This is a genomic window from Phycisphaerae bacterium (assembly GCA_024102815.1).
Classification (GTDB): Bacteria; Planctomycetota; Phycisphaerae; order UBA1845; family UBA1845; genus JAGFJJ01.
In genome coordinates, this window is the sequence record JAGFJJ010000031.1 from 72,700 (window position 1) to 97,302 (window position 24,603).

23 protein-coding genes are annotated in these 24,603 nt (G+C 62.8%); 13 read left to right on the forward strand and 10 right to left on the reverse strand.

Annotated elements, in window-relative coordinates:
* Nucleotides 1-410: 410 nt before the first annotated feature.
* Both J5J06_07820 and J5J06_07825 read right to left on the reverse strand, forming a co-directional pair.
* Nucleotides 411-1,370 carry a CDP-alcohol phosphatidyltransferase family protein gene (locus J5J06_07820; protein MCO6436979.1) on the reverse strand — a complete coding sequence of 320 codons (960 nt, stop codon included), beginning with the start codon at nucleotides 1,368-1,370 and terminating at the stop codon, nucleotides 411-413.
* A 2-nt stretch (nucleotides 1,371-1,372) separates the two neighbouring features.
* Nucleotides 1,373-2,044 (reverse strand): phosphatidylserine decarboxylase family protein, encoded by a 672-nt coding sequence (locus J5J06_07825; GenBank protein MCO6436980.1) that lies wholly within the window; start codon nucleotides 2,042-2,044, stop codon nucleotides 1,373-1,375.
* Nucleotides 2,045-2,411: 367 nt separating this feature from the next.
* On the opposite strand from J5J06_07825, the gene J5J06_07830 reads away from it, so the two are divergent.
* Nucleotides 2,412-4,517, forward strand: coding sequence for a hypothetical protein (locus J5J06_07830; protein MCO6436981.1), 2,106 nt, complete (start codon nucleotides 2,412-2,414; stop codon nucleotides 4,515-4,517).
* Nucleotides 4,518-4,770: 253 nt separating this feature from the next.
* Here the strand turns inward: J5J06_07830 and J5J06_07835 are convergent, their stop codons facing one another.
* The gene (locus J5J06_07835; GenBank protein ID MCO6436982.1) at nucleotides 4,771-5,385 is read right to left on the reverse strand and encodes a hypothetical protein; all 615 of its coding nucleotides are present in this window, start codon (nucleotides 5,383-5,385) and stop codon (nucleotides 4,771-4,773) included.
* A gap of 267 nt (nucleotides 5,386-5,652) precedes the next feature.
* Between J5J06_07835 and J5J06_07840 the strand changes: the two genes are divergently transcribed.
* A complete protein-coding gene (locus J5J06_07840; protein ID MCO6436983.1) occupies nucleotides 5,653-6,168 on the forward strand; it encodes an SRPBCC family protein in 516 nt (171 codons plus the stop codon).
* A gap of 145 nt (nucleotides 6,169-6,313) precedes the next feature.
* On the opposite strand, the gene J5J06_07845 is transcribed toward J5J06_07840, so the two are convergent.
* Nucleotides 6,314-7,177, reverse strand: a complete 864-nt coding sequence (locus J5J06_07845) for a bifunctional 5,10-methylenetetrahydrofolate dehydrogenase/5,10-methenyltetrahydrofolate cyclohydrolase (GenBank protein MCO6436984.1) — start codon at nucleotides 7,175-7,177, stop codon at nucleotides 6,314-6,316.
* Between the two features lie 262 nt (nucleotides 7,178-7,439).
* On the opposite strand from J5J06_07845, the gene J5J06_07850 reads away from it, so the two are divergent.
* From J5J06_07850 to J5J06_07875, 6 genes are all read left to right on the forward strand, one after another.
* Nucleotides 7,440-8,333 carry an SRPBCC domain-containing protein gene (locus tag J5J06_07850; protein ID MCO6436985.1) on the forward strand — a complete coding sequence of 298 codons (894 nt, stop codon included), beginning with the start codon at nucleotides 7,440-7,442 and terminating at the stop codon, nucleotides 8,331-8,333.
* A gap of 163 nt (nucleotides 8,334-8,496) precedes the next feature.
* Complete coding sequence (locus J5J06_07855) at nucleotides 8,497-9,225, forward strand: hypothetical protein (protein MCO6436986.1); 729 nt, start codon at nucleotides 8,497-8,499, stop codon at nucleotides 9,223-9,225.
* A 30-nt stretch (nucleotides 9,226-9,255) separates the two neighbouring features.
* A complete protein-coding gene (locus tag J5J06_07860; protein ID MCO6436987.1) occupies nucleotides 9,256-9,960 on the forward strand; it encodes a hypothetical protein in 705 nt (234 codons plus the stop codon).
* 30 nt (nucleotides 9,961-9,990) lie between these two features.
* Complete coding sequence (locus J5J06_07865; GenBank protein ID MCO6436988.1) at nucleotides 9,991-10,692, forward strand: hypothetical protein; 702 nt, start codon at nucleotides 9,991-9,993, stop codon at nucleotides 10,690-10,692.
* 262 nt (nucleotides 10,693-10,954) lie between these two features.
* Entirely contained in the window at nucleotides 10,955-11,596 is a 642-nt protein-coding gene (locus J5J06_07870) for a TetR/AcrR family transcriptional regulator (GenBank protein MCO6436989.1), read from the forward strand.
* A 247-nt stretch (nucleotides 11,597-11,843) separates the two neighbouring features.
* Complete coding sequence (locus J5J06_07875) at nucleotides 11,844-12,335, forward strand: VOC family protein (protein ID MCO6436990.1); 492 nt, start codon at nucleotides 11,844-11,846, stop codon at nucleotides 12,333-12,335.
* Between the two features lie 138 nt (nucleotides 12,336-12,473).
* Here the strand turns inward: J5J06_07875 and J5J06_07880 are convergent, their stop codons facing one another.
* The 5 genes from J5J06_07880 to J5J06_07900 form a co-directional block, all read right to left on the reverse strand.
* Nucleotides 12,474-13,208, reverse strand: coding sequence for a metal-dependent hydrolase (locus J5J06_07880; protein ID MCO6436991.1), 735 nt, complete (start codon nucleotides 13,206-13,208; stop codon nucleotides 12,474-12,476).
* An 80-nt stretch (nucleotides 13,209-13,288) separates the two neighbouring features.
* The gene (locus tag J5J06_07885; protein ID MCO6436992.1) at nucleotides 13,289-13,483 is read right to left on the reverse strand and encodes an Rdx family protein; all 195 of its coding nucleotides are present in this window, start codon (nucleotides 13,481-13,483) and stop codon (nucleotides 13,289-13,291) included.
* A gap of 183 nt (nucleotides 13,484-13,666) precedes the next feature.
* Nucleotides 13,667-15,106 carry a transcription termination factor Rho gene (gene rho / locus J5J06_07890; GenBank protein ID MCO6436993.1) on the reverse strand — a complete coding sequence of 480 codons (1,440 nt, stop codon included), beginning with the start codon at nucleotides 15,104-15,106 and terminating at the stop codon, nucleotides 13,667-13,669.
* 112 nt (nucleotides 15,107-15,218) lie between these two features.
* Nucleotides 15,219-15,881: a dephospho-CoA kinase gene (locus J5J06_07895; protein MCO6436994.1), complete on the reverse strand. Its 663-nt coding sequence runs from the start codon at nucleotides 15,879-15,881 to the stop codon at nucleotides 15,219-15,221.
* A 346-nt stretch (nucleotides 15,882-16,227) separates the two neighbouring features.
* On the reverse strand, nucleotides 16,228-16,614 hold the full coding sequence (locus J5J06_07900; protein ID MCO6436995.1) for a hypothetical protein: 387 nt from the start codon (nucleotides 16,612-16,614) through the stop codon (nucleotides 16,228-16,230).
* A gap of 127 nt (nucleotides 16,615-16,741) precedes the next feature.
* Between J5J06_07900 and xseA the strand changes: the two genes are divergently transcribed.
* From xseA to J5J06_07920, 4 genes are read left to right on the forward strand one after another with little or no spacing between them, the layout of a single operon-like run.
* Nucleotides 16,742-18,385, forward strand: coding sequence for an exodeoxyribonuclease VII large subunit (xseA, locus tag J5J06_07905; protein MCO6436996.1), 1,644 nt, complete (start codon nucleotides 16,742-16,744; stop codon nucleotides 18,383-18,385).
* 1 nt (nucleotide 18,386) lies between these two features.
* Complete coding sequence (xseB, locus tag J5J06_07910; protein MCO6436997.1) at nucleotides 18,387-18,656, forward strand: exodeoxyribonuclease VII small subunit; 270 nt, start codon at nucleotides 18,387-18,389, stop codon at nucleotides 18,654-18,656.
* A 37-nt stretch (nucleotides 18,657-18,693) separates the two neighbouring features.
* The gene (locus J5J06_07915; GenBank protein MCO6436998.1) at nucleotides 18,694-19,428 is read left to right on the forward strand and encodes a hypothetical protein; all 735 of its coding nucleotides are present in this window, start codon (nucleotides 18,694-18,696) and stop codon (nucleotides 19,426-19,428) included.
* Nucleotides 19,429-19,434: 6 nt separating this feature from the next.
* Entirely contained in the window at nucleotides 19,435-21,195 is a 1,761-nt protein-coding gene (locus J5J06_07920; protein ID MCO6436999.1) for a carbon starvation protein A, read from the forward strand.
* Between the two features lie 11 nt (nucleotides 21,196-21,206).
* Here the strand turns inward: J5J06_07920 and J5J06_07925 are convergent, their stop codons facing one another.
* On the reverse strand, nucleotides 21,207-21,677 hold the full coding sequence (locus tag J5J06_07925; GenBank protein ID MCO6437000.1) for a hypothetical protein: 471 nt from the start codon (nucleotides 21,675-21,677) through the stop codon (nucleotides 21,207-21,209).
* A gap of 504 nt (nucleotides 21,678-22,181) precedes the next feature.
* Between J5J06_07925 and J5J06_07930 the strand changes: the two genes are divergently transcribed.
* A complete protein-coding gene (locus J5J06_07930; GenBank protein ID MCO6437001.1) occupies nucleotides 22,182-24,461 on the forward strand; it encodes a hypothetical protein in 2,280 nt (759 codons plus the stop codon).
* The last annotated feature ends 142 nt before the right edge of the window (nucleotides 24,462-24,603 follow it).

Sequence of the window (24,603 nt, forward strand, 5' to 3'; positions counted from 1 at the left end):
GCCGCGACAGCCCGCGCGACCGAATCGCGGAGTGTACCACGAACATCCCGGACCTCAATCGGGATGACCTGAAGGGTGGCATGGCCAAGCTCGCCGCAGGCGGGCGCCGCCATGCTCCTACGTCGAGCCCGGCCGTGTCCGCCTCTGGTTTGGTAGGTCACGCTATTCGCATGCCCTCCCACTCTTCCGCCCCGATCTTTCCAGAGCGTCAGCGATCGCCTCTTCCTGTTGCCCGTTGCCTGTTCCCACTTCCCCGCCTCGTGCCTTCTTCTTTCTTCCCCTTCGTGGCTCCGTGGCTTCGTCGCTTCGTGGCTCTCTTCTTCCCGTTGCCCGTTCCTACTTCCCCGCTTCGTGCCTTCTTCTTTCTTCCCCCTTCGTGGCTCCGTGGCTTCGTCGCTTCGTGGCTACTCCTACGCCTGCCTCCGCTGCTCGTCACTTGCAGATGCCACCACCTTGACACTCGTCGTCCCCGTCCGCATCTTCCTCGCCAGCATCCACACCGGACCGCTCGCCCCGTACCACAGCGCCAGCGCCACCAGCGTCGGCGCCTTGAACGAGAAGAACACCGCCACCAGCAGCACGATGGAAAGGAGCTGCCACACCGGCGTCCGTCCCAGCAGATAGGCGCGATAGAACCGCCGGTAGGGGATGCGACTCACCATCAGGCACGCCGACGCCACCGCCAGCGCCGGCAGCGCATACGCCACGACATGCCGGCCCGTTACCCCGAGCTGATCCTGCAGCAGAATCAGCGAGACCACGATCGCCGCCGCCCCCGGACTCGGCAACCCGCGAAACACCTTCGGATCGAAATCGACCTCCGCATGCTCCACGTTGTACCGGGCCAGCCGCACCGCCGCGAACGCCACGTACACCGCCGCCGCCAGCCACGATACCCGCCCCAGCAGGTGTTCGCTGATGGGCGACGGAACGATCGCATCACCCGCCAACTCCTGCGTCATGAACGCGATCATCAGCATCGCCGGCGCTACGCCGCATGTCACCACGTCCGCCAGCGAATCGAGCTGCCCGCCGAAGTTCGTCGTGCTTCGCGTCGCCCGCGCCACCAGCCCGTCGAACATGTCCAGAATCATCCCCAGCAGGACCATTCCCGCCCCGACCGACAGGAACGACGGCAGCAGCCGCTCCAGCATCCCGCCCGGAAGTTTCGGCGCGTACCCCGGATGCAACCCCGCACCGAACTCATACAACGATCGCAATCCGAAGTAGATCGCCGCGAACCCGCAGATCAGGTTCCCCAGCGTGATCAGCGTCGGAAGAAACGCCAGCGAGCGCAGCCGCCGCGATCGCCTCCGCACGCGCTCAATACGACGCTTGTCCCGCTCGGTCTGCCGTTGGTCCCGAAGCATGGTTACGCACTCTCCGTCGCGGTGATGGCTTGCCTCACCATGATGGTCCGGCCGGCGTATACCTGCCGACCGATCGCTACCAGAACTTCGGTCGTTGGCCGCCGCGGAATAATCAACTCCGTCCGCGATCCGAATTTGATCAGCCCGAACCGCTCCCCGGCCGCCAGTCCGTCACCCACGCCCACGCGACACACGATCCGCCGCGCCACCAACCCCGCCACCTGCCGCACGATCACCGGCCCGGGAATGCCCCCCTTTGGCTCCAGCACCAGCGTTACCGCTTCGTTTTGCGCTCCCGATCGCGCATCGCGTGCATCCAGAAACGTCCCCGGCCTGTGCGCCACCGACCGCACCGTCCCGGCGATCGGCGCCCGGTTGATGTGCACATCGAACAGGCTCAGGAAAATGCCGATCCGCAGCGCCGGCCCTTCGATTCCTTCGCAGTCTTCGATCTCGGTGATTTCCGTCACCCGGCCGTCCGCTGGCGCGCAGAACTCCCCGTCAACCACCGTCGCCGCTCGCGGCGGGTCGCGGAAGAATGCCACGATCGCCAGCCACGCAACCACCGGCACGATCGCCGGCGCCCAGTGGACATATCCGATGCCCAGCGCCAAGGCGCCGAGCACCACCCCGCTTATCAGAATCAGCCCGAGTCCTTCTTTTGCGATTCCCATATCCAACGCTCAACCGGCTGCAACATGAAGCGACCAGGAACATCGTACAGACCCCGCTTCCATCCTGCGAGCCGTGGCCTTCAGCCCGCGCGGCCCTCCCCGTCGTGTACCACTGCTCTTGAGCGCTTCGTAGGGTGCGTCCCCTGACGCACCTCTTCCCATCCGCAGGGCACAAGCCATGCGGTTCGCACGCATTCCCTGCATGGCGAGTCGCTGGCGGCACCAACTGCGGTACAATGCTACACGCGAAACGGCTGCAGCTCGACGGTCACGACGGTGAAGAAATCCGTTCCGCCGGGCACCAACGCTCTCCGGTTCTCGGGCACGACCGATTGAGTCCGCGGCCCAATAGGACAGGCGTGTTCTTATGAATGTCGCTGCCAAGCCCGGTATCCCTAAAGCTGGTCCGTCCGACAGGAAGCGAATATACGTCCTGCCTCCGCTGCGCGCGGTGATTCTAGCTATCCTCTTGGTGGTCGCATGCGGGTTGGCCGGCGCTGGCATCGTTAGCAATAGCCACCCTCTTCAGTTTTTTAACGAGCCGGGCCCGGCTCTTCAACTGAAAGAAAGCGAGTCGAGCCATGACGTTGATTTCGTCGCCTTCAATGGCGTAGCGATCGTGTATATCTTCTGGTCTCGGCCTGAGAAATGGTCGGAATCCGCCAAGATCTCCACTTGGGGGATACCTGCCCTTCTTGAATTCGAGTTCATTGCGAGCCCGCGCAAGCAAATCCAACGTTCCAGTATCGGGATTGGCCCTCCCTGGAACACTGTGATGTACCCTGATGTACGCTGGCTTTCCGCCGCGTCCTGGGGTGTAACTTCGATTACCGTCCGCCTGCTTCCGCTCGCCGGGCTGATCGCTGCGATTGCCGGTCTGCTTGCCATTTCGCCGATGAGACGAGCAGCGCGATACTTGCGCGGCCGATGTATCTCTTGCGGGTACCTCCTTTCGCATCTTCCGACAGCGCGTTGTCCTGAATGTGGCCTCGACAGTCTGACCAGGCGATTCTCCGCTGTACCCTCGGCGACGGAAGCCACGCTGAGTGGTAAAGGTCAACGCGCTTGGCGGCATCGGAGAATTACATTTTCGGGTTGGGTTCTCCTTTGTATTGTCGGCCTCGCTACCGTTCTGACCCTTGTTTGCTTCCTTCCCAAGCAATCGCCAACCCCGGAGAGCGATCTCCGAAGCCGCATCCTGACCCCTGATCCATGCCCGCCAAGCGACAAGAAGGAGCTAGAGCGACTGCTGGCATCGTATGATGAGATCGTCCCGATGGTCGACAAGGCTCGCGGTCTTGACGTAATCGCTGCATTGGGCGACAAGGCGCGCCAACTTGAGAGCGCTTTGGGCCTTCTCTCAAACTGCGGACCGGAAGCCGAACAAGCAAGAGCCGACTCGGCGAAGCTCGCGGCTAGAGCCTTCATCGAATCTAGCCGTATGGCCGAGACACAAAGTGACTATAAGCTCGTCCTGGATAAGGCCATCGCCGTTTGTGATGATGCAAAAAGGGTCTTTGGCGTTGGGCACGAGGCTGATTGGTATTACTGTCTTTGCAGGGCGCATTACTTGCGCAACAAAGAGAATGATCTTGCTCTGGCGGAAGAATATTGTCACCGTGCAAGACTGGCGAACCCGGAAAACCTTGAGATTATCCTGGCGTCGGCGACCGTCTCGGCACTCAAGGGAGATGTCGTGCCGGCCCACGAATTACTGAAATCGACCTTGGCACGGGTGTATGCCAGCGCTGGGTCCGGCGAAAATCGCGATGCTCGGTCGCTCGCGCAGCTCCGTCGTATGTATGCCACTATGGAAGCCGCACTTTCTATGAACGGTGCAATCCCGCCTGGTGCGCTTGCAGCATTCTGGATCGGGAACTGGCCGATCCCCGAAGATTCGCGGACGGTACTCACTGTAGCCCGGTTTTTTCTCCTGACGGGAAACTACCGTCAGGCTTGTGGATGGGGGCGCGGGGCATACGCACAACGCGGTTCGACTGATCCTCGGCCATGGCGAGTGATTGCCTTGGCCCTCTTGGGCCAGGTGTTGGACGAGAAGCCAGCGAATTTGACCAGACACCCTGAGCAATTCTGCTACATGAGGAACGACACTTGCCGAGGGACGGTAGCGCAGCTCTATGGAAACGCGCTGCGCGCCGCAGAGTGCACAATTCAATTCGGGGACAGGCACTGTTCAATCTACTTTGCGAGATCGATTCTTCTTTCGATGGCAGATAAGGAAGAAGGTGGTTCGTCTTCTGAGACTGCGCAACGAGACTTTGAGGAGGGGCTGCGCTTGCTCTCAGAAATGAAGTGGTACGACGTGGAGACGCCTGTTGACGCCAGCCATGCGATTCAACGCCTGACTTTCAATGCCGATTATGATATGCTCTGGTTTGATACTTGGTCGGAACTGACAGAGTTGTGCAGGACCGCGGAAAGCTACTTGCCAGACTCCGGCCGCTGTCCTTGAAAATGCACTGCGGAGACGATTTAATCCTCTGCGGTACGTCCCCTGGCACACCACTTCTGATCTTCTCCTTCGTGGCTCGTGGCTCCGTCGCTTCGTAGCTGCTTCTTCATTGCCGGCGAAAGCCGGAATTCAGGGTCCACCGCGCCGACCATCTTCCCGAACGCAATAAGAAACCCCGGCCGCGCCTCGCGCCACCGGGGTCTCCCAGGAGGAAACTGATTTTTTCACTTCGAGCCCTTACGGCTCGTTCAGCCTACCGGCCCTTATCGATCGCCACCTTCAGCCCGAATCCCGGGCGGGCAACCCGCAGGTCTCCGCGATAGTGCCGATCCCGCAGAACACCAGGAGCAGTCCTCACAACCGTGGTTCCGCAACCCCGACCGCCGTACGGCGTGATCACCGGACCGTAGATCGGCTTGTGGATCACCGGCTTGCACACCGTGTCATAGACCGTCTCGTAGTACCCCGCGCGAACCAGCACGCGCTCACTGCGAATCTCAGTCCGTGCCGGCCGGATGACCCGCTCTCGCCACTCGTATCCGATCACCCGCCCGCGGTGCGAGTACACCGGCACACGCTCCCGAACGACTTCAGCGGGCAGATTCACCACGACGTCCCGCAACTCGTACACCGGCTCGCGCCATACGCTGTGGGGAACCGTCGCGCATCCGCTGGAGATTCCGACCCTCGGCAACGCCGCAGCGCCATCGCCGACGACCACCCGCCCCGCGAAGTGGCCATTCGCTCCGCCGATCGAAACCGCCCAGTCATTCGCCTTCGCGTTTCCCGTCATTCCCGCGGCCGCAACCATGCCAAACAAACCCGCCGCAACCTTCGCCGTCATCCCAGTGCAAGTACAGTTCCTCATGGCTTTCTCCTTTACATCCGTCCGCATCATGCGGCACGTCGCAATAGTTGACATTCGTTAAATGTCTCGGTTAGAGAAAAACTTTCTTCCGTGAAAGACGCCGTTTTCCGGTCCAAAAACGCGGTTTCCATTGGAATGAGTGTCCGATATCGAACGTATGTCCGCCGAATGGCGAGTGGTTCGGCCGGGCGCTAGCATCTCCACAACGCTCGCCGCAAGGCGATTTCGTCGTAGACCCGAAGTCCGATCGGAGGGAGTTCCGGCCAGATGCAATCGACCCTGACTTCGACGGAAGGAAACCGAGTGTCTTTTCACGACGGCCGGTCGCCGGGCGGCCGAGGCTACGAATTGCGTACCGAGCAGTGGCTACCGCGCCCCCTGAGCGAGGTGTTCGATTTCTTCGCCGACGCGGGCAACCTCCAGATTCTCACGCCAGACTGGCTCGACTTCTCCATCCTAACACCTCGGCCCGTCGATATGCGAATCGGCGCTCTCATCGATTACAGGCTCCGTCTGCGCAAAATCCCGGTTCGATGGCAGAGCGAGATTACCGCCTGGGACCCGCCGCACCGCTTCATCGATGAGCAGCGCCGCGGTCCCTACAAGTATTGGATCCACGAGCACACCTTCGCCGAGAAGGACGGCGGAACCGCCGTTCGCGACCACGTCCGCTACGACGTCCCCGGCGGCGCCCTCATTCACCGCACGATGGTCGGTCCCGACCTCCGCAGAATCTTCCGCTACCGGCAGGAGAAACTTGCCGCGTTGTTTGGTGCGAAATAGGCCGGCCTGGTGCGACGGCGCACTCAAACCGACGGGTTGGGTGCCATGCTCAAGCCCGGCGTAGCCGGGCGCCGGCATGTCTTCCGTGGCACATGGCGGCGCTTCGTTTGGCCATGCCACCCCAAGAATAGGCTGCGTCGGAGCACTAGAGTATCAGCCCCAACTGCGCCGCCGCCGCGTCTGCGGTGTGATCCATCAGCTCCGCAATCGTCATCGGCCCGACGCCGCCCGGAACCGGCGTGATCAACGACACCCGCTCCAGCGCCGCTTCGAAATCGACGTCGCCCACGTTGCCTTCGTTGTAGCCCGCGTCGACCACCACCGCGCCCGGCCGCAGCCAGTCGCCCTGGACGAACCGCGGATGTCCCACCGCCGCGATCACCACGTCCGCGCCGCGAACGATGCCCGGCAGGTTCCGCGTTCTCGAGTGGCAGAGCGTCACCGTCGCGTGGGCGTTGACCAGCATCGACGCCATCGGCCGGCCCAGGATCGGACTTCGCCCCAACACAACCGCCTGCGCCCCGTCCAGCGGCACGTTGTACGCCCGCAGCAGCCGCATGATCCCCGCCGGCGTGCACGGAACGAACGCCGGCATTCCCAGGATCACCCGCCCCAGTGTCGCCGACGTGACACCATCCACGTCCTTCGCGGGCGCGATCGCCTCGAACACCGCCCGCCGATCGAGCGGCGCCGGCACCGGGTGCTGCACGAGAATGCCGTGCACGGCCGGGTCCGCCCCCAGCTTCTCCACCTCCGCCACCAGCGCGGCCGTCCCGATGCTCGGCTCGAATTCCAGCCGCCGCGGCGTCATCCCCACGTCCAGGCAGCGCTTCCGCTTCATCCGCGTGTACATGACCGACGCCGGGTCGTTTCCCACCAGCACCGTCGCCAGACACGGCACCGCGCCCGAGGCAGCCTGGATCCGCTCGACCTTGGCCTTAACCTCTTCGAGCACCCGCCGGGCCAGCTTCCGCCCGTCCATGATTTTCGCGCTCTGTTCGTAAGACATACCCGCAGCATATCGCCGCGACGAGTTGCCGGGAAACCGAGTTAGAAGGGCGCCCCAAAAGAGATCTCGATTTCAGGCTGAAATTTCTTGGAATAAAGTCGTTGTCTTGTGACTTGACTTATTTGTCCGTATTGGATATTAGTTGAGCGTTCGATTGAAAAAGTAAGCGAAAAACGAATAATTGTGTAATCAGTGAAATCGGAGGTGTCCAGTGGATCGGGTTTATCGGGCCGAAAACAGGGTGTATTCGAAGGAGTTCAACGTGGCGAAACTCGGGTTCGGGAGGCGCGTGGCGACCGCGGCGCTGGCGGCGGCGCTGGTATCGGGATGGATGGGAGGAGCGGCGATGGGCGGCGAGGGTGAGCGGATGATCCGGAAGGAAATCGTGGTCAACGCGACCCCCGCCAAGGCCTGGTGGATGTGGAGCACGAGTGACGGCGTCATGGCACTTTCGCCCCCGAAGGCGAAGATCGATCTGCGCGTCGGCGGAATGTACGAATGGTACTTCGTCCCGGACGCGCCGGAAGGGCAGCGCGGCTCGGAAGGCTGCACGATCCTGAGCTACATTCCCGAGAAGATGATCGCCTTTACCTGGAACGCGCCGCCTTCGATCAAGGCCCTGCGCGACGCGCAGGCCCGGACGCAGGTCATCGTCGAGTTCGAGCCGATCGAGGCCGGCCGCACGCTGGTCCGGCTCACGCAACTGGGCTTCGGAACCGGGGCCGACTGGGATGCGTACTACGCTTACTTCGACAGGGCCTGGGGACACGTTCTGGGCAATATGGAGAAGCACTTCCAGAAAGACGGCGACTCGGCCGGCAAGAGCAAGTACATCTACTTCATCAGCCCGTCCCGGCCGGGCTTCATGCAGCAGCCAACCAAGGAGGAACAGCGGCTTGTCGGGGAGCACTACCAGTATCTGAAGAACTTGTTCGAGGAGGGCGTGGTTCAATTCGCGGGCAGGGCGATGGACCCGGCCGTGCTGCCCACGGGCGTGGAGCACGGCGTGATTTTCGAAGTGCCCGCGTGCGGGATCATCGTCTTCGAGGCGGATAGCCTGGAAGCGGCGCGGGGCATCATGGAGAACGATCCGGCGGTCAAGGCCGGGGTGTTCAAGGGGAAGGCGTTCTCGTTCGGGCTGGCATTCGATAAGTGAAGAAGCCACGAAGGCACGAAGCCACGAAGCCACGGAGGGGAAGGAGAGAGGCATTAGGCAATAGGCATTAGGCAATAGGCAATAGCAACAGGCAATGGGCAATGGGAAGGGGCGGAAGAGAGGCAATAGGCAACAGGCAATGGGCAATAGGAAGAAAGATCCGGTGCCGCAGTCGCTGCCGCTGTTGGCTGTTGTGGCTCTGCTGGTCACGTCGGGATGTAGCTTGAATCCCGCCGGCGGGGAGAGCGACGTACCCTGCTTTGAGACACCGGAATGGCGGGAGAGGGAACTCGCTTATTTTGCGTTGCGCTACGAATCTGAAGGAAGTGACGTACTGCTTCTCACAGCCCAGACATTTGACAATCGCCACGACGACTTCCAGGACGACCAGGTTGACTACAGCCCGAATCTGGCCGTGTACCGCTTTGACCCGGCCGAGGGCACGGGCCGCCGGATTGACGATTCCGCTTGGGACGACGCCACCGGATCGACGCAGGAATGCTGCGGTTCGGTTCTTCCGATGGAGCCCTTCGAGTTGTTGGGGACGCAGTTGTTTTTCGAGGGCAGGCTCGTGGCCGTCGCGGGAGGCAAGGCGATCAAGACCTCAGATGCCCCGAGCAGTGATGCACTGGCGGTGCTGTCGACCAACGGGCGGATTAGCAGATTTTATCCATTGGGATCAGGGCAGCATTATCACCAGATCTTCTCGCGTCTTGACGGAAGACCGCTGGGCCCGGCGCGCAGGCTTGCGGTAGGCGGGCTGGAAAATAACGTTGTTTTTTTTAATTGGATGAACGACGAACGGTACGTCGTTTACGAGCAGGCGCTAGACGATCTGCTTGGGATTGGCCGGGTCTGCATCGTGCCGGTGACGGAGGAGTTGCCGAAATAGAAAAGGGGCATCCGGGTGCGATCGTTGGCGATGAGTGTCGTTCTCCTGGCCGTCACGGGCTGCAGCTTGAATCCCGTCGGCGGGGAAAGCGACGTGCCCTGCTTCGATACGCCGGAATGGCGCGTGCAGGAGTTGGCGTATTTTGTTCTGCGCTATGAGGCGGAAGGGAGCGACATCCTTCTTTTGACGGCGCAGACCGGCGCCCAAGCGCTAGAAGACGTGAGGGACGGATCGCAGGATTATCAGCCTCGTTTGGCCGTCTATCGCTTTGACCCGGCCGAGGGCACGGGCCGCCGGGTTGACGAATCCGCTTGGGACGACGCCACCGGGCCGATTCAGACTTGCTGCACGTCTGTCCTGCCTCGGGAGCCCTTCGAGTTGCTGGGGACGCAGTTGTTCTTCGAAGGCCTGCTCGTGAGCGTAGCGGGTGGCAAGGCGCTCAAAACATCGGATGCCCCGAGCAATGAGGCACTGGCGGTGCTGTCGACCAACGGCCGGATCAGCAGGTTTTATCCATTGGGATCAGGGCAGCATTATCACCAGATCTTCTCGCGTCTGGACGGTAGACCGTTGGGCCCGGCGCGCCGGCTCGCGGTGGGCGGGCTGGAAAACGATGTGGTTAATTTTGAGTGGATGAACGACGAACGGTACGTCGTCTACAGTCAGGCCCTCGAAGACATTGTGGGCATTGGCCGGGTCTGCATCGTGCCGGTGACGGAGGAGTTGCCGGAATAGAAAAGGGGCATCCGGGTGCGATCGTTGGTGATGAGTGTCGTTCTCTTGTGGGTCATGGGATGCAACTTGAATCCCGCCGGCGGGGAGAGCGACGTGCCCTGCTTTGAGACACCGGAATGGCGCGTGACTTTCGGTAGATTCGTATTGCGGTATGCATCGGAGGACTCGGATGTCCTTCTGCTCACTGCGCAAAGCCGCGAGCAAGCCGATTTGGACTCTTCCGATGGTTCCCGCGACTATTCGCCGCACTTGGCTGCCTATCGCTTTGACCCGGCCGAGGGCACGGGCCGCCGGGTTGACGACTCCGCTTGGGACGACGCCACCGGACCGACACAGGAGTGTTGCACGTCGGTCCTGCCTCGGGAGCCCTTTGAGTTGTTCGGAACGCAGTTGCTTTTCGAGGGGCTGCTCGTGGGCGTTGCGGGTGGCAAGGCGCTCAAGACATCGGACGCCCCACAGAGCGAGGCACTGGCGGTGCTGTCGACCAACGGGCGGATTAGCAGGTTTTATCCATTGGGATCAGGACAGCATTATCACCAGGTCTTCTCGCGCATTGACGGAAGACCGTTGGGCCCGGCCCGCAAATTGGGAATGGGCGGACTCGAGAACGGCGTTATTTTCTTTCAGTGGATGAATGACGAACGGTATGTTGTTTACGAGCAGTCGCTAGACGATCTGCTTGGGATTGGCCGAGTCTGCATCGTGCCAGTGACCGAGGAGTTGCCGGAGTAGGCCGGTAGGGCATGCGGTTCGCATGCCGTAACTATTTAGCGGCGATTGTCGAGCAGATGTTCTTGCTCGAAGAGCTTGCGGATTCGTCGGGTAGTCTGCGTCGGCGGTCCAAGTATGAAGGCATGCGAACCGCGTGTCGGGCGACACGCGAACCGCATGCCTTACGAGATGAGAACAGACAGCCGTCACAATGGACCATGCTACGGGGACGAAAGTGAAATCGGCACGAGGCCGGGGACAAGTTCGGGTCGAGGTTCCGCCGATGCCGCCGACCACGCGGGAGAAGCTGGTCTCCGCGGCGATGCAGCTTTTTTACGCGCGGGGCTACGAGGTGACGTCGCTGAAGGACGTGACGCACAAGGCCGGGGCTGCCGTAGGGAGTCACTACTACTACTTCAAGAGCAAGGAGGATCTGCTCGTCGCGGTGCTGGAGGCGTATCGCGATCTGCTCTGGCCGGTGGTGATGAAGCCGGTCTTCGATCACACGGCCGATCCCATCGAGCGGATCTTCGGCATCATGCAAGGGTATCGGCGGATGCTGACGGGTAGTGCGTTTCGCAGCGGGTGTCCGATCGGGAATCTGGCGCTGGAGATCGGCGAAAAGAGTGATCAGGCCCGCAAGCTCATTGCGGAGAACTTCGCCAGCTGGCGGAAGGTGGTGCAGAAATGCCTGGAGGACGCCGGCGATCGGCTTCCCGCGGACCTGGATCGCGAGCAGACGGCCATGTTCATCCTCACGGTGATGGAGGGGGGAATCATGCAGAGCCGGAGCGAGCGGCGGATCGAGCCGTTTGATGCGGGCGTATCGGCGCTGCGGGACTACATGAGAAGGATGGAAGAAGAAGCCACGAAGCGACGGAGCCACGAAGCCACGGAGGGGAAGGAGAGAGGCAGTAGGCAATAGGCAATGGGCAATGGGCAATGGGAATTGGGCAATAGGCAACAGGCAACAGGAAGAAGTGGCCCGGTCGGGTCGGGGGAAGGGGCGCTGCTTTGGCGGCGAGATTGGGGCAGGATTCAGGAAGAATCCCGCGAAACGGGTCCGAAAAAGGGGTTGACGGCGTGTTTGGGTTTCGTTAGGATCTGTATCGACGGTCGGGCGGTCCGGCCGGTCGTGGGTCTTTTCGGGTCAAGAAACGGAGAGAGGAATCATGGCGCAGAAGGTCAATCCGGTACCGCAGGGGTTTCACACGTTGACGCCGCACATCATCGTTCGAGGTGCAGGGCAAGCGATCGACTTCTACAAGAAGGCGTTCGGGGCAGAGGAGATCATGCGCATGCCGGGTCCGGACGGGCAGTCGGTCATGCACGCGGAACTGAAGATCGGCGATTCGCATTTGATGGTCTGCGACGAGTGGCCGGGGTCGGATCACTGCGTCTCGCCCGCAAAGCTCAAGGGCACGGCGGTGAAGCTGCACCTGTACGTAGAGGACACGGACGCGTTCATGCAGCGGGCGGAGAAGGCCGGGGCGACCGTCACAATGCCGGCGATGGACGCCTTCTGGGGCGACCGCTACGGCGGCTTGCGCGATCCGTTCGGGCACGAGTGGGGCGTGGCGACGCACATCAAGGACATGACGCCGGAAGAGTGCACCAAGGCCGGGCAGGAATGGATGGCCCAGATGGGCGGAGAGTGCAAGTAGAGAAGGCGGAATGGGGAATGCGGAAGGGACCGCGTTCACCGGGATAGTAAAGGCATGCAAAATGCGTGTTTGTCGACACGCAAACCGTATGCCTTGCGGGACTGTTGGCGGATCGTCGATGGAAAAGCAGGCGCGAGATCAACTCGCCGCAGCCACGCCGTCGGCCGTCCACGAGAGCGACTGGCCCGCGTTGATGGCGTGCACGCGACTGCGAAGCGCATCGGGGAGTGCTTCGCGGAACTTGTCCGCCGATTGCGCCAGGATCGGAAACGTCTTGTAGTGGCAGGGGATGATGGCGCGCGGCTGGAGGAGATCGGCCGCGATCGCCGCCCCTGCGGCGCCCATGGTGAAGAAATCGCCGATGGGCAGAATGGCAATCTGCGGGCTGAAGAGCCGGGCGATAAGCTTCATGTCGGAGAAGACGTCGGTATCGCCGGCGTGGTAGAGCCGGGCGAGGCCGGGCACTTCAACGACGACGCCGTTGGGCATGCCGGCGTAGACCGGTCCGTCGGGGGTTCCGAGCGCCGAGCTATGGAACGCCTGGGTAAGGCTGACGCGAACGCCGGCGACATCCTGCGTGCCGCCGGTGTTCATGCCGCTGTACTTGGCCTGGCCGATCGTGTGCTGGAGAGCGGCGCACAGATCGTAGTTGCCGACGACCGGCGGGTTGAACCCCTTGATCAGCCGGGCGACGTCACCGACGTGGTCGGCGTGGCCGTGGGTCAGAACGATCATGTCGCAGCGGGCGATCTTGCGTTCCGCGGCGGGACAGGCGGGATTTTCCGTGAGCCATGGGTCGATGAGGATTACGCGGCCGTCCGGCAGCGTAAGCCGAAATGACGCGTGGCCTTGCCAGGTAATCGTGGCGCTCATGGCGCACCGCTCCTTTCCGGACAGGGTTGAGACGGCCGCTGTCGGACGATGGGGCGCGCGGCCGACTCGCTGCGCGACGGTTACTGCTTGCCGGCGAGCTTGTCAATACGCTCGAGCACTTCGTGGTTCTCGGGGAACCGGCCGATATCGTGTTTGCTCCAGACCTGCGTGCCGTTGACGTGCACGTCGAAGACGCCGCCTGCGCCCTCGATAAGCTTGGGCTGGGCGCCGTATTTCTTCTTGATTTCATCCGCCAGACCGGCGGCTCTGGGCAGGTAGCTTCACTGTACGCAGTACTTGATGGTTACGTCCATGGCAGGTTGCTCCTTCCTGTAAAGGAATCACTCGCAGGAATTGTATGCGAATTCCTGCGAGTGTCCCGTTGATCGTGAGTCTGCTTTCGAGTTCCGCGGGCGAGCGCGAGCGATTCCGCCCGCGCCCTTTCGCGGCGCGTTCCGTCAGTTGATGTTCATGGTCATGAGGAACTCGGCGTTGGTCCGCGACTTGTTGAGCTGGACGCGGAGCATCTCGATGGCCTCGACCACGTTCATGTCCGAAAGAACCCGGCGGAGCTTGTAGACAAGCTCGAGCTCCTTGGGGTCGAGGAGGAGTTCTTCCTTGCGCGTTCCGGAGGCGGAGACGGCAATGGCCGGCCAGACGCGGCGCTCGACCAAACGGCGGTCGAGGTGGAGCTCGGCGTTACCGGTGCCCTTGAATTCCTCGAAGATGACCTCGTCCATCTTGGAACCGGTGTCGACGAGGGCGGTGCCGATGATGGTGAGCGAACCGCCTTCCTCCATGTTTCGAGCGGCGCCGAAGAAGCGCTTGGGCTTCTGGAGGGCGTTGGCGTCGATACCACCGGAAAGGATCTTGCCGGAGTGGGGGATCTCGGTGTTGTAGGCCCGGGCGAGTCGGGTGATGGAGTCGAGCAGGATGACCACGTCGCGTCCGTACTCGACGAGACGCTTGGCCTTCTCGATGACCATTTCGGCGACTTGCACGTGGCGCGAGGCGGGCTCGTCGAAGGTTGAGCTGACGACCTCGGCCGTGGTGTGCCGCTGCATTTCGGTGACTTCCTCGGGGCGCTCGTCGATCAGCAGGATGATGATGAAGCACTCCGGTTGATTCTTGGCGATGGCGTTGGCCATCTTCTGAATGAGGACGGTCTTACCCGTTCGCGGGGGCGCGACGATGAGCATGCGCTGTCCCTTGCCGATGGGCGTGACGAGATCGACGATGCGCATGTTGATTTCGTCGTGGCCGGTCTCGAGGAGAAGACGCTTGTCGGGGTGGAGGACGGTGAGGTCCTCGAAGTTGGTCTTCTCGGTGACCACGTTGGGGTCTTCGTAGTTGATGGCCTCGACGCGGAGGAGCGCGAAGTAGCGCTCGGACTCCTTGGGCGGCCGGATCTGCCCGGCGACGACGTGCCCGTTGCGCAGGCCGAAGCGGCGAATCTGCGAGGGGCTGACGTAGATGTCATCCGGCGAAGGCAGGTAGTTGTATTCCGGGCTGCGGAGGAAGCCGAAGCCGTCGGGGAGAATCTCCAGAACGCCCTCGCCGTACATCATGCCGTTGCGGCTGATGCGGTTCTTGAGGATCTGGAAGATGATGTCCTGCTTCTTGAGGCCGGTGTAATCCTCCATGCCCTCGGCCTTGGCCACCTCGTGGAGCTCGGCGACGCTCATGCGCTGGAGCTCGGTGAGGTGGGTCTCGCCGCGCTTGATTTCCTCGTACTTGGCGTGGGTTTCAGGGTCGATGGGGGGCGTGTCGGCTTCCCTGGGCGGGAAGGTTTCGGGTTCCGACATGGCACTGTTGCCGCGCGGCGCCTCGTCACTGTTGGGTGTGTTCTCCGGCCTTCTGCGGGGCGACCGCACTTTGCTGGGCGTGGCTTTCGCCATGAAACATTCCTCCTGATTGCGACTTGTACCGGAAGCCTTCCGGTCGGGATTGCGTGTTGAAGTCATGCGGTCTGTCGCGACACAACCGATGTGCGCCGACGCCGCGAATACATCATTGCGTAGTAGTGAATTCGGTCAGGATCGAAGAAAAAACGCTCTCGACCTTGCGACGCAGTGCGTCCAGCGTGGAATGGTTCTCCACAATATAATCGGCAAGCGATCGCTTCCTGTCCAGTGGAATCAGCCGGTTTTCCCGGCGCGACAACTCGTCCTCGGACCAGCCGCGGGATTGCGCCAGCCGCCTGATCCGTACGTCCCGATCGGCATCAACCAGGACCACCGCGTCGCACTCGCGATCCAGGCCAATCTCGAAGAGCTTGGGCACTTCGAGGACCACGGCGCGAAGGGACGCGTCGGCAAACAGCCCGGGCATCATTTCGCTGCGGCGCCGCTCGATCCGGGGGTAAAGCAGGTCCTGGAGTCGGTCCAGCTCCTGGTCGTCGTGAAAGACGATTTCCGCGACGGCCTTGCGGTCGATGCCGCCGTCCGCAAGGACCACGTCCGGCCCCCACCAGTCGTGGAGCGTCGCAATCACATCGCGGGTGCGCAGTTCGTCGTGAATCAGACGATCCGAGTCAATCACGGCGGCGCCGAGATCGCGGAGGATGTCGGCGACGGTGGATTTTCCCGATCCGATGCTTCCCGTCAAACCGATGACCGGCTTGGGGTGCGAGCTGCGAAGCCGCGGCGGATGCTCCGAACCGGACATGCTCACCGAATACTCACCCGGAGTGAAACCTGCCCGCCAACACAGCGGGCGCCAGGATTTGTGCCGCGTCCGGCAGGTCGCGCGAACCACTTTTCGGGGACTGTAAACCAGCGAACGTTAAGGCTGGTGAAACCCGGAAGGGACGGCGAAAACGACCGGAGCCAGAGATTCGGATGGGCACGTCGTGCAGGGATAACCCCACGTGCACATCCAGAGTATACACGACGTGCCCGTGCCTGTCATCCCCTCCGCCGGGAAATTCTCGCATGCCGGCGTGCATGCGGCAAGAGGGGGGGCGAATTCCGTCTTTCACCGGAATGGGGGATCGGAATTCGGCGGGCTTACGCGGGCGTCAGATCATGCCAAAAGGCCAACGCTGTTTGAAGGCCACTCGGTTGCCGCCGGGGTCGAGGAGGCTGATGCGACGGTCCGTAAAGGCCACGTTGGACAAGCGATCGAAGGCGATGCGGCGCTCGAGCAACTGCTCGCAGGCCAGGTCAAGGGAGTCCACCAGGATGGTGGCCGTGTGGGCGATCTGTTCCAGCCGGGGTTCCGGGGTGAGGCGGATGCGCAACTCGATTCGCTCGGACTTGAAGCGGAGGAGTTCGCCTTGCCACTCGTCAGGCTGAAGGTCTGTCAGACCTGCAAGCTCGCCGTAGAACCAGCGCAGATTCTCACAAGCCTCGGGCGAAGCCTCGAGGTGCACGTGGTCTACGGCGACGATGCGGCTTTCGATCATGCGTCTTGCCGGTGATAACGATCCGGCCCCGCTTGCGCGCTCTCGGATTGTAGCGATCCGGACTTCGTCTCGTCGGAATATACGGTATGCATCCCGCCGGCCGAAGTCCCCGGGATCGTGGCACGGCTTGCCGGAACGAAGTAAGCTCGCCGCCATGGCCAAGCGTGAGCCTTTCGATCCGTTTCGCGTGCCCGGTCCCGGCGAGGGGAGATCGCCCCGGCGGCGCAAGGCAGGCAGCACGCAGCCGGACAAGGGCGGGGCCTCGTCGGGCCAAGGTCCGGCGCTCGTAACGGTTACGCAACTTACGGGCATGATCCGGCAGGCGATCGAACAGGCCCTGCCGCCGACGATGCACATCGTGGGGGAAATCAGCAACTTCAAGCGGCATGGCAGCGGGCATCTTTACTTCACGCTCAAGGATCCGTGGAGCGAGCTGTCCTGCGTGATGTGGCGGAGCAGTGCCGCGTCGATGAAGTTCGAACCGCGCGACGGCATGGAGGTGATCGCCACGGGCGGCGTCGAAGTCTTCCAAAAGGCGGGGCGATACCAGCTCTACGCGCGCAAGCTTGAGCCGCGCGGCGTGGGGACGTTGGAACTGGCTTTCCGCCAGCTTGTCGAAAAGCTCTCCAAGGAAGGCCTGTTCGACGAGCAACACAAGCGACCCTTGCCACGCTATCCGCGGCGCATCGCCCTGGTGACAAGTCCCACGGGGGCGGCGGTCGCGGACATGCTGCGGACCATCGCCCGGCGGTATCCGTGCGTGAACGTGCTGCTTTTCCCGGTTCGCGTTCAAGGCGAAGGCGCGGCCGGGCAGATCGCGGCGGCGATCCGCAAGTTGAATCGCGAGGCGGAGCGGCTGGGCGGGATCGACGTGATGATCGTTGGTCGGGGGGGCGGATCACTGGAGGATTTGTGGGCGTTCAATGAGGAGATCGTCGCGCGGGCGATTTTCGCGAGCACGATCCCGATTATCAGCGCCGTGGGGCACGAGGTGGACGTGACCATTGCGGACCTCGTGGCCGACGTTCGCGCGGCGACGCCGACGGCCGCGGCGGAGATCGCTGTTCCCGTTCTCGCGGACGTGCTCGCCGATCTGGCGGCGCTGGAAGCGAGGATGCGCCGTTGCGTTTCAGGGAAGGTCTCCCTGGGGCGGGCACGGTTGGCGGGTGTGACCGGCCGGGCGTGCTTTCGCGATCCGCTGGGCAACGTGCGGCGGCGCGAGCAATTCCTCGCACAGATCGAGCAGCGGCTGACGTTCGTGATGCAGCGCGGCGTGCATCGGCTCCGGCGGCGAATCGAGGGGCTCGTTTCGCTGGTGCGGCAGATCACGCCGCACGGCTACCTGATGCGCGGTGCCCTGCGATTGCGTGACGGGGAGCATCGCCTGCGCGAAGGCATGATGCGGCGGATTCGCGGGGCGGAGCGGCGGGGAACGGTCGCGGCGGCAAGGCTGGAGCGGAGCTCGCCGGCGCGGGCGCTGGCCGTGGCACGGGAGCGCTTCGAGGCGGCGTCGGCCGCACTGTGCGAGGGCGTGCGGCATCGACTTGCGATGGCGCGGGAAGTGGTGGAAAAACAGGACGAGTTGCTGGCGGCGCTGAGTCATCGCAGTGTGCTGTCGCGGGGATTTTCGATCACGCGGATCAAGCGCGGGCGGGCGGTGGTGCGCTCGGCCGGGCAGGTGAAGGACGGCGACCGCGTCGAGACGGAAGTGAGCGAGGGGACGTTTGAGTCGACGGTGGTCAACCGTCAGCAGAAGGAGCTCTTCGAATAACATGGCCAAGAAGAAACTGAGCTTCGAGGAGGCGTTGAAGGCGCTGGAGGGCATCGCGGAACAGATCGAGCACGGGCAGATCGGGCTGGAGGAATCGATCGCCCGCTACGAGGAGGGCATGGGCCTGATCCGCCAGTGCCGGGACATCCTCGCCCGCGCGGAGTTGCAGATCCAGCAGCTCCAGGAGAAGGCGGATGGGACGCTGGAGGCGGGAAGAAGCCACGCAGCCACGGAGCTGCGGAGCGACGAAGGGGAAGAAGAGAGGCAATAGGCAGTAGGCAATGGGCAATAGTGAGAGAGTTTCGAGGATGCAAGCGCGGGCGCTGCTGGGCGTCGTGATTCTGCTGGCCGGGTCGGGATGCAATTTCGATTCCGTGGGCGGTGAGAGCGACGTGCCCTGCTTCGATACGCCGGAATGGCAGGTGGTCCTTTCGGCGTTCGCAGTTCGCAAGGAGTCCGTGGTTGGGGACGTGTTGTTGCTGACGGCACAGCAGCACGACCAAGCGATCACAGATGGCATAGACGGAACGCAGGACTTCATCCCTCATCTCGCCGTTTATCGCTTTGACCCCGCCACTGGCACGGCCGAGATCGTTGACGATGCGGTCTGGGACAACGCCGAACCGGCGGCGACGGGATGCTGCACGAGCCTGTACCCTAATTTGCCTTTCTCCCAGGATGGGACGCAACTCTTCTTCGATGGCAACCTCGTTCCCGTGACCGGAGGCAAATTGCTCAAAACGTCGCAAGCGCCGACAGATGCCGCCGAGGCGGTTCTCTCCACGAACGGCTCGGTTGACCGATTGTATCCGCGAGCCTCCGGTCAACATTTCCACCAGATATTCTCACGTCTCGACGGCACAGCGCTTGGCCCGGCCAAGCGGCTGGGTATGGGTGGATTGGAATTCGGTGTCGTTTTCTTTCAATGGACCGACGACGAGAAATATGTTGTCTACAGGCAAAGGACCGGTGACCTGCCAGGCATCGGCCGGGTGTGCATCGTGGCTGTGACGGAAGAACTGCCGGCCTATCCGGAGCAATGACCCGCTATGACACCGCTGCTGGCGACGCTGGGTTGTTTCGCGTTGTACGTCGTGGGGTACCAGGTGTACGCCCGGTTCCTCGGCGAGCGGATATTCCGCCTGAACAACGCCAATCTCACGCCGGCCCACACCATGACCGACGGCGTGGACTACGTGCCCACGAACCGCTTCGTGCTGTTCGGGCACCATTACGCGTCGATCGCGGGGCTGGGGCCGCTGCTGGGACCCGCGGTGGCGGTGATCTGGGGATGGCTGCCGGCCATGCTCTGGGTGGTGCTGGGTTCGATCCTCGTGGGGTGCGTGCACGATCTGAGTGCCCTGGTGCTGTCCATGCGGGCGCGGGGCGTGTCCATCGGCAAGCTCACCGAGGGCATCGTGGGGCATCGGGCGAAGGGGCTGTTCCTGGCGCTGATCTTCTTCGGCATCGCCCTGGCGATGGGCGTGTTCGTCTACGTTCTGGCGGTGTTCTTCCAGGCCGGTCCGGACTTCAACCCCAATGATCTCGCGGCGGCGAAGACGTCGTACCCGTCGGCCGTGGTGCCCTCGGCGGCGCTGATTCTGATGGCCCTGGTGATGGGACACTTGTTGTACATCCGCAAGTTCCCGCTTGGGCCGGTCACAGCCGTGGGGTTCGTGCTGATGCTGATCGCGGTGTGGGTAGGGACGCGGTATCCCACGATGGGCGTCGATGCGAAACTCTGGCCGAAGCAGGGGACGTGGACGTGGATTCTCCTGGCATATGGATTCGTTGCCTCGGTGTTGCCGGTGTGGAGCCTGCTCCAGGCGCGGGACTTCCTGAATTCGCTGTTGCTCTACCTGGGACTTCTGGCGACGTACGCGGGGTTCTTCCTGCTGAGCCCGAAGTTCGCGGCGCCGGCGATCAACGCCCATCCCGAAGGCGCCCCGCCGATGTATCCGTTCGTCTTCATTGTCATCGCCTGCGGCGCGGCCAGCGGGTTTCACGCCCTCGTCTCATCGGGGACGACGTCCAAGCAGATCAATCGGGAGTCGGACGCGCGCTTTATCGCCTACGGCGGGATGGTGGGGGAGTCGATCCTGGGTCTGTTGGCGGTGCTGGCGTGCACGGCCGGGTTTGAGTCGGCGCCGGCGTGGACCGCGGCATACCGTGACTGGGGAGCGATCGAGAGCGGCATGGCCAACAAGCTCGGCGCGTTCGTTCGCGGGTGCAGCCGATTCATCGAAACGCTCGGGGTGGATCGCGGACTGGCGGCCGGGTTTGTTGCCGTGGTCGTCGTTTCATTCGCGCTGACCACGCTGGACTCGGCCACGCGACTGCTGCGCTACAACATCTCCGAGATCGGCTCGGCGCTTCGGATTCGGGTGATGCAGAATCGCTACGTGGCAACGGCGTTGGCCTGCGTGGCGATCGGGTTCTTTGCCTTTTACCGCGTGGCGGACCCGGAAACGGGCGGGACCAAGGCGGCGGGGCTGGTGCTGTGGCAACTCTTCGGAACGACCAACCAACTGCTGGCCGGACTGGCGCTGCTGGTTGCGTCGGTCTATCTGTACCAGCGTCGGCGGAACGCACTGTTCACCGGACTGCCCGCGGTGTTCATGCTGATCAGTACCTTGCTGGCATTGGTCGAGAAACTTGGGGCGTTCTATCAGCGTCAGCAATGGCTGCTGCTCGTCGTGGGGGCGGGCCTGCTGGTGCTGGCCGCAGGCGTGGTGATCGAGAGCATTCTGGCGATTCGGCGCGGCGAGCATTTTACCGAGGATGAGGTCGTACTCAGCGCCGGGGGGTGATTTGCGGGCCATCAGCGCCCGGTATCGCCGGACACGGCAGATTCCTGTCCGCCGAATCTCCGCTCGATTTCGTTCATCAGGCGGATGGTCTGTCGCGGATCGCGCACAGCGCGGAACCGGCCGCTCAGTTCGACGTGCTGGAAGATGTCGGCCGTGCCAGGCAGACGTCGCGCGGGTCGCAGGATGGACCGGTCGATCGAGCCCTCCGCTTCGTTCCCGTCATCGGCGAGATCAAAGAACAGCGATCCCGCTCCCTCGTAGGTTGCGCCCGTCCGCCCGATCTGGATCGCGTACACGACGGTGCCATTGAGCTGCGAAGACTCGGCCACGGTTCGGCCGGGAATGGACCGCCACACGCCGTGGACGTGTACGACCTGGGTGACCTGGTCGTCGGGACCGGCGTTGCTTTCCTGTCGGCGAAGAACCAGGTCCAGCGTGCCGGCGTCGTTAATGTTGAAGTATCCCTCGGAGAAATCTTCCACAAAGGAGCGCCGTTCGCCGCCAGCGCGGACATCGACGATTCGAAACCGATTCCAGTTGCGGGAACAAGCCCCGGCACCAGCCAGCAACGCAGCGAGCATCAAGACGTGGGCGTAAAGCCGCAGTGTGCGCGCGGTGCCATGCGGCCGGGGTGTTGTCGATTCCTGTCGAAAATGGGACGCGTCAGGGCTCAAATCGCGAGGCACGTTAACGGTCTGTCAGGGCATCGTCAATGCTGAGGAACACCGTTCGGCTCCATGTGAGCTGAAACTGGCAAGCCGACCAAGGGGCCCGGTCAGGAATTGTCGCATCGGGGTAATCGCGCGGCGGAAATCGTCCGGCGCGGAAATATATTCCATTGAATCACGAATTGGCCAACGTAGGCATGGCGGACGTGTCTTCGATGGCGGACGCGGCGGTCACGATCCACCCGGGCACCGGAGCTCAGGAAACGGATTCGGGTCGAACGTTGCTGATGTGTGGCTGGTTGCGAAGGAGGAAGGGTCATGGTCTTACGGTCAATCACGTACTCGCTGGCGGTATCATTCTTTGTTGGAGCGTTGCATTCGGCCCATATGGTTCAGGCCGCGACGGGCGGCGCGGACAGCTTTTATAAGGCTTATTACCTCGAGACCGAAAAGCAGGACTGGTCGGGGGCAGCGGACCTGTACAAGGAGGCGCTGGACGATTCCCGGCTTTCCGGTGACCTTCGCGCACAGGCCAAGGCGCGCATGCAGGCGTGCCGCGAGGAACTCGCTTCGGCGGACTTCGCCTCGCTTGTGCCGCCGACTACCCTGGCCTACGTCGAGTTCACCCGCCCGGGCGAACACCTCGAACAACTTCTTTCGCAACTGGGTTTGCTCCGCGATGGATCGATGGCGGGCAATGAAAACGGTGCCGTCGCGATCAGCCCGGAGCTGGTTCGGGAACTGACCGGACTGCGCGGCGCGGCCCTGGCGGTGACGGGATTCGATCCGATCAAGATGCAGCCGACGGGAGTGATCATCCTCAATCCCGGCCGGTTGGAGGTTATTCGCGGACTGCTGGAGACAGGACTTCCCATCGGCGGAAAGTCCGTCGAGCCCATCGACGGATTCCCCACGTACAACATCGAAAACGAGGCGTTCGTCACGCTCACGTCGCGCCTGGTCATCGCCGGCACGATGCGATCGGACATCGACGGGGTCATCGCGCGGCTCACCGGGCGGGAGTCGTCCTCGCTGAAGAGTGACTCGAACCTGGCGAAGGAACTCGCCACGCGCGACGACTCGATGCTGTTCTTCTGCCTGAACGCCCGTCCCGTCATGGGCATGGCCAACATCATGCTCGCAGCGGGCGCGGCGGCCGATCCCAACGTGGCGGTCGCGCGAGCTCTGCTCGATCCCGACAGTCTTCAGTCGGTGGTGGGCAAGGCGGGAATCGGCGACAAGGGACTCTTCCTCGACGTGTCACTACGGCTGAGCGACGACCACCGCAACTTGGTATACAACTTCCTGCGCACGCCGGCGATTGATCGGGAGACGCTGCGGGCCATTCCCTCGGGCGCGGCCGCGTTCATCGCGACCGCTCTCAACCCCCCGCCGGGCGAGGCGGTCTACCAGGCGCAAAAGACGGACGGCCCTCCGGTGATTACGGCCCTGGATTTCGGCCGGGAGATATTCGCGAACATCACGACGCTGGCCGCTTTCGTCCTGGCGCCGGATCAGGACGGGACCTCGGGCTGGCGCGTACCGGATGCGGGAGTCGTCCTGACCGTGAACGATCCGAGCAAGTCGGAGGCGTTATGGACGCAGATGCTGGGCATCGCCAGCCTGGCGACGGGAAGCGGGGCGATGGAAGGCGCGCCGGTTCAGGTGGCGGGCATCAAGGCCCGGAGTTTCACGTTCCCCGGCGGTGTACGCGTGCTCTTTGCGACGGACGATCATGACGTGATCGTCGCTTCGAACGAGAATGTCCTGGCGCGTTCGCTGGCGGCCCGGAACGACCACGAGTCCGTGCTCGACGATCCGGGATATGCCGGCAGTATCGGGGCGATCGGGTCGGCGACAACGAAGGCGATCTTCGCCCATCCCGGTCGACTGGCGAAGATGGCAATGCTCTATACGCCGGGATCGGATCGCGCCGAACTGGCCAAGGCCGCGGAGGTCCTCACGGACACGGTGGCGCTCCTGCTGGTGGATCATTCGAACGACACGCTGCATTTCGGCTTGCGCGTCGCGGGCGTCCCCGATGTCGGACCGCTGCTCGGTGCGGAGCTGGCGGCCCACCGCGCGGCGTCCGAACGCGAGGAGCGCATTTCTCATGCCATTCAGAAAGGGAAATGGGACGCAGCGCTCGCGGCGATTGACGCAACTCTGGACGCGGAGCCCGGCCGCCTCGATCTCATCGAAAAGCGGTGCAAGATTCTGACCTTGAAGAAGAATGACGTGGACGCCGCGAATGTCTGCCTGGACCGTTATGCCGAGGCCGCCGGCGACAATGCCATGGCCTTGAATAACCTCGCCTGGGCGCTTCTGACCGAGGAGCGATTCGGAGAGAAACACGATGCCGCGGCACTCAAGCTTTCCGAACGGGCGTGTAAGCTGACCGGTTTCAAGAACTGGGCGTATCTGGACACGCTGGCTCTCGCGGAGTTCCGCGCCGGGAACGCGGCCGGTGCCGTCAAGCATCAGCGGGAAGCCGTGCGCCTTGCTGGAAAAAAAGCCAACGACGAACTGAAGTCGGCCCTGGCGAAGTATGAGAACGCCGCGGGAGCCTCTCAGGTGGCCTCGGGCGACGGTTCCTGATTCGAGAGATGATCGCCTTGCCCCCATGCATGCCCGCCTGTCGCGAAATCGTGGCAGGCGGGCTTGTTTACGCGCTTCGCTTCAAACCAAGACATCGGGCGATGAGCGTGTAGAATCCTGCCGAGCATGCCAGCCCGCCGTG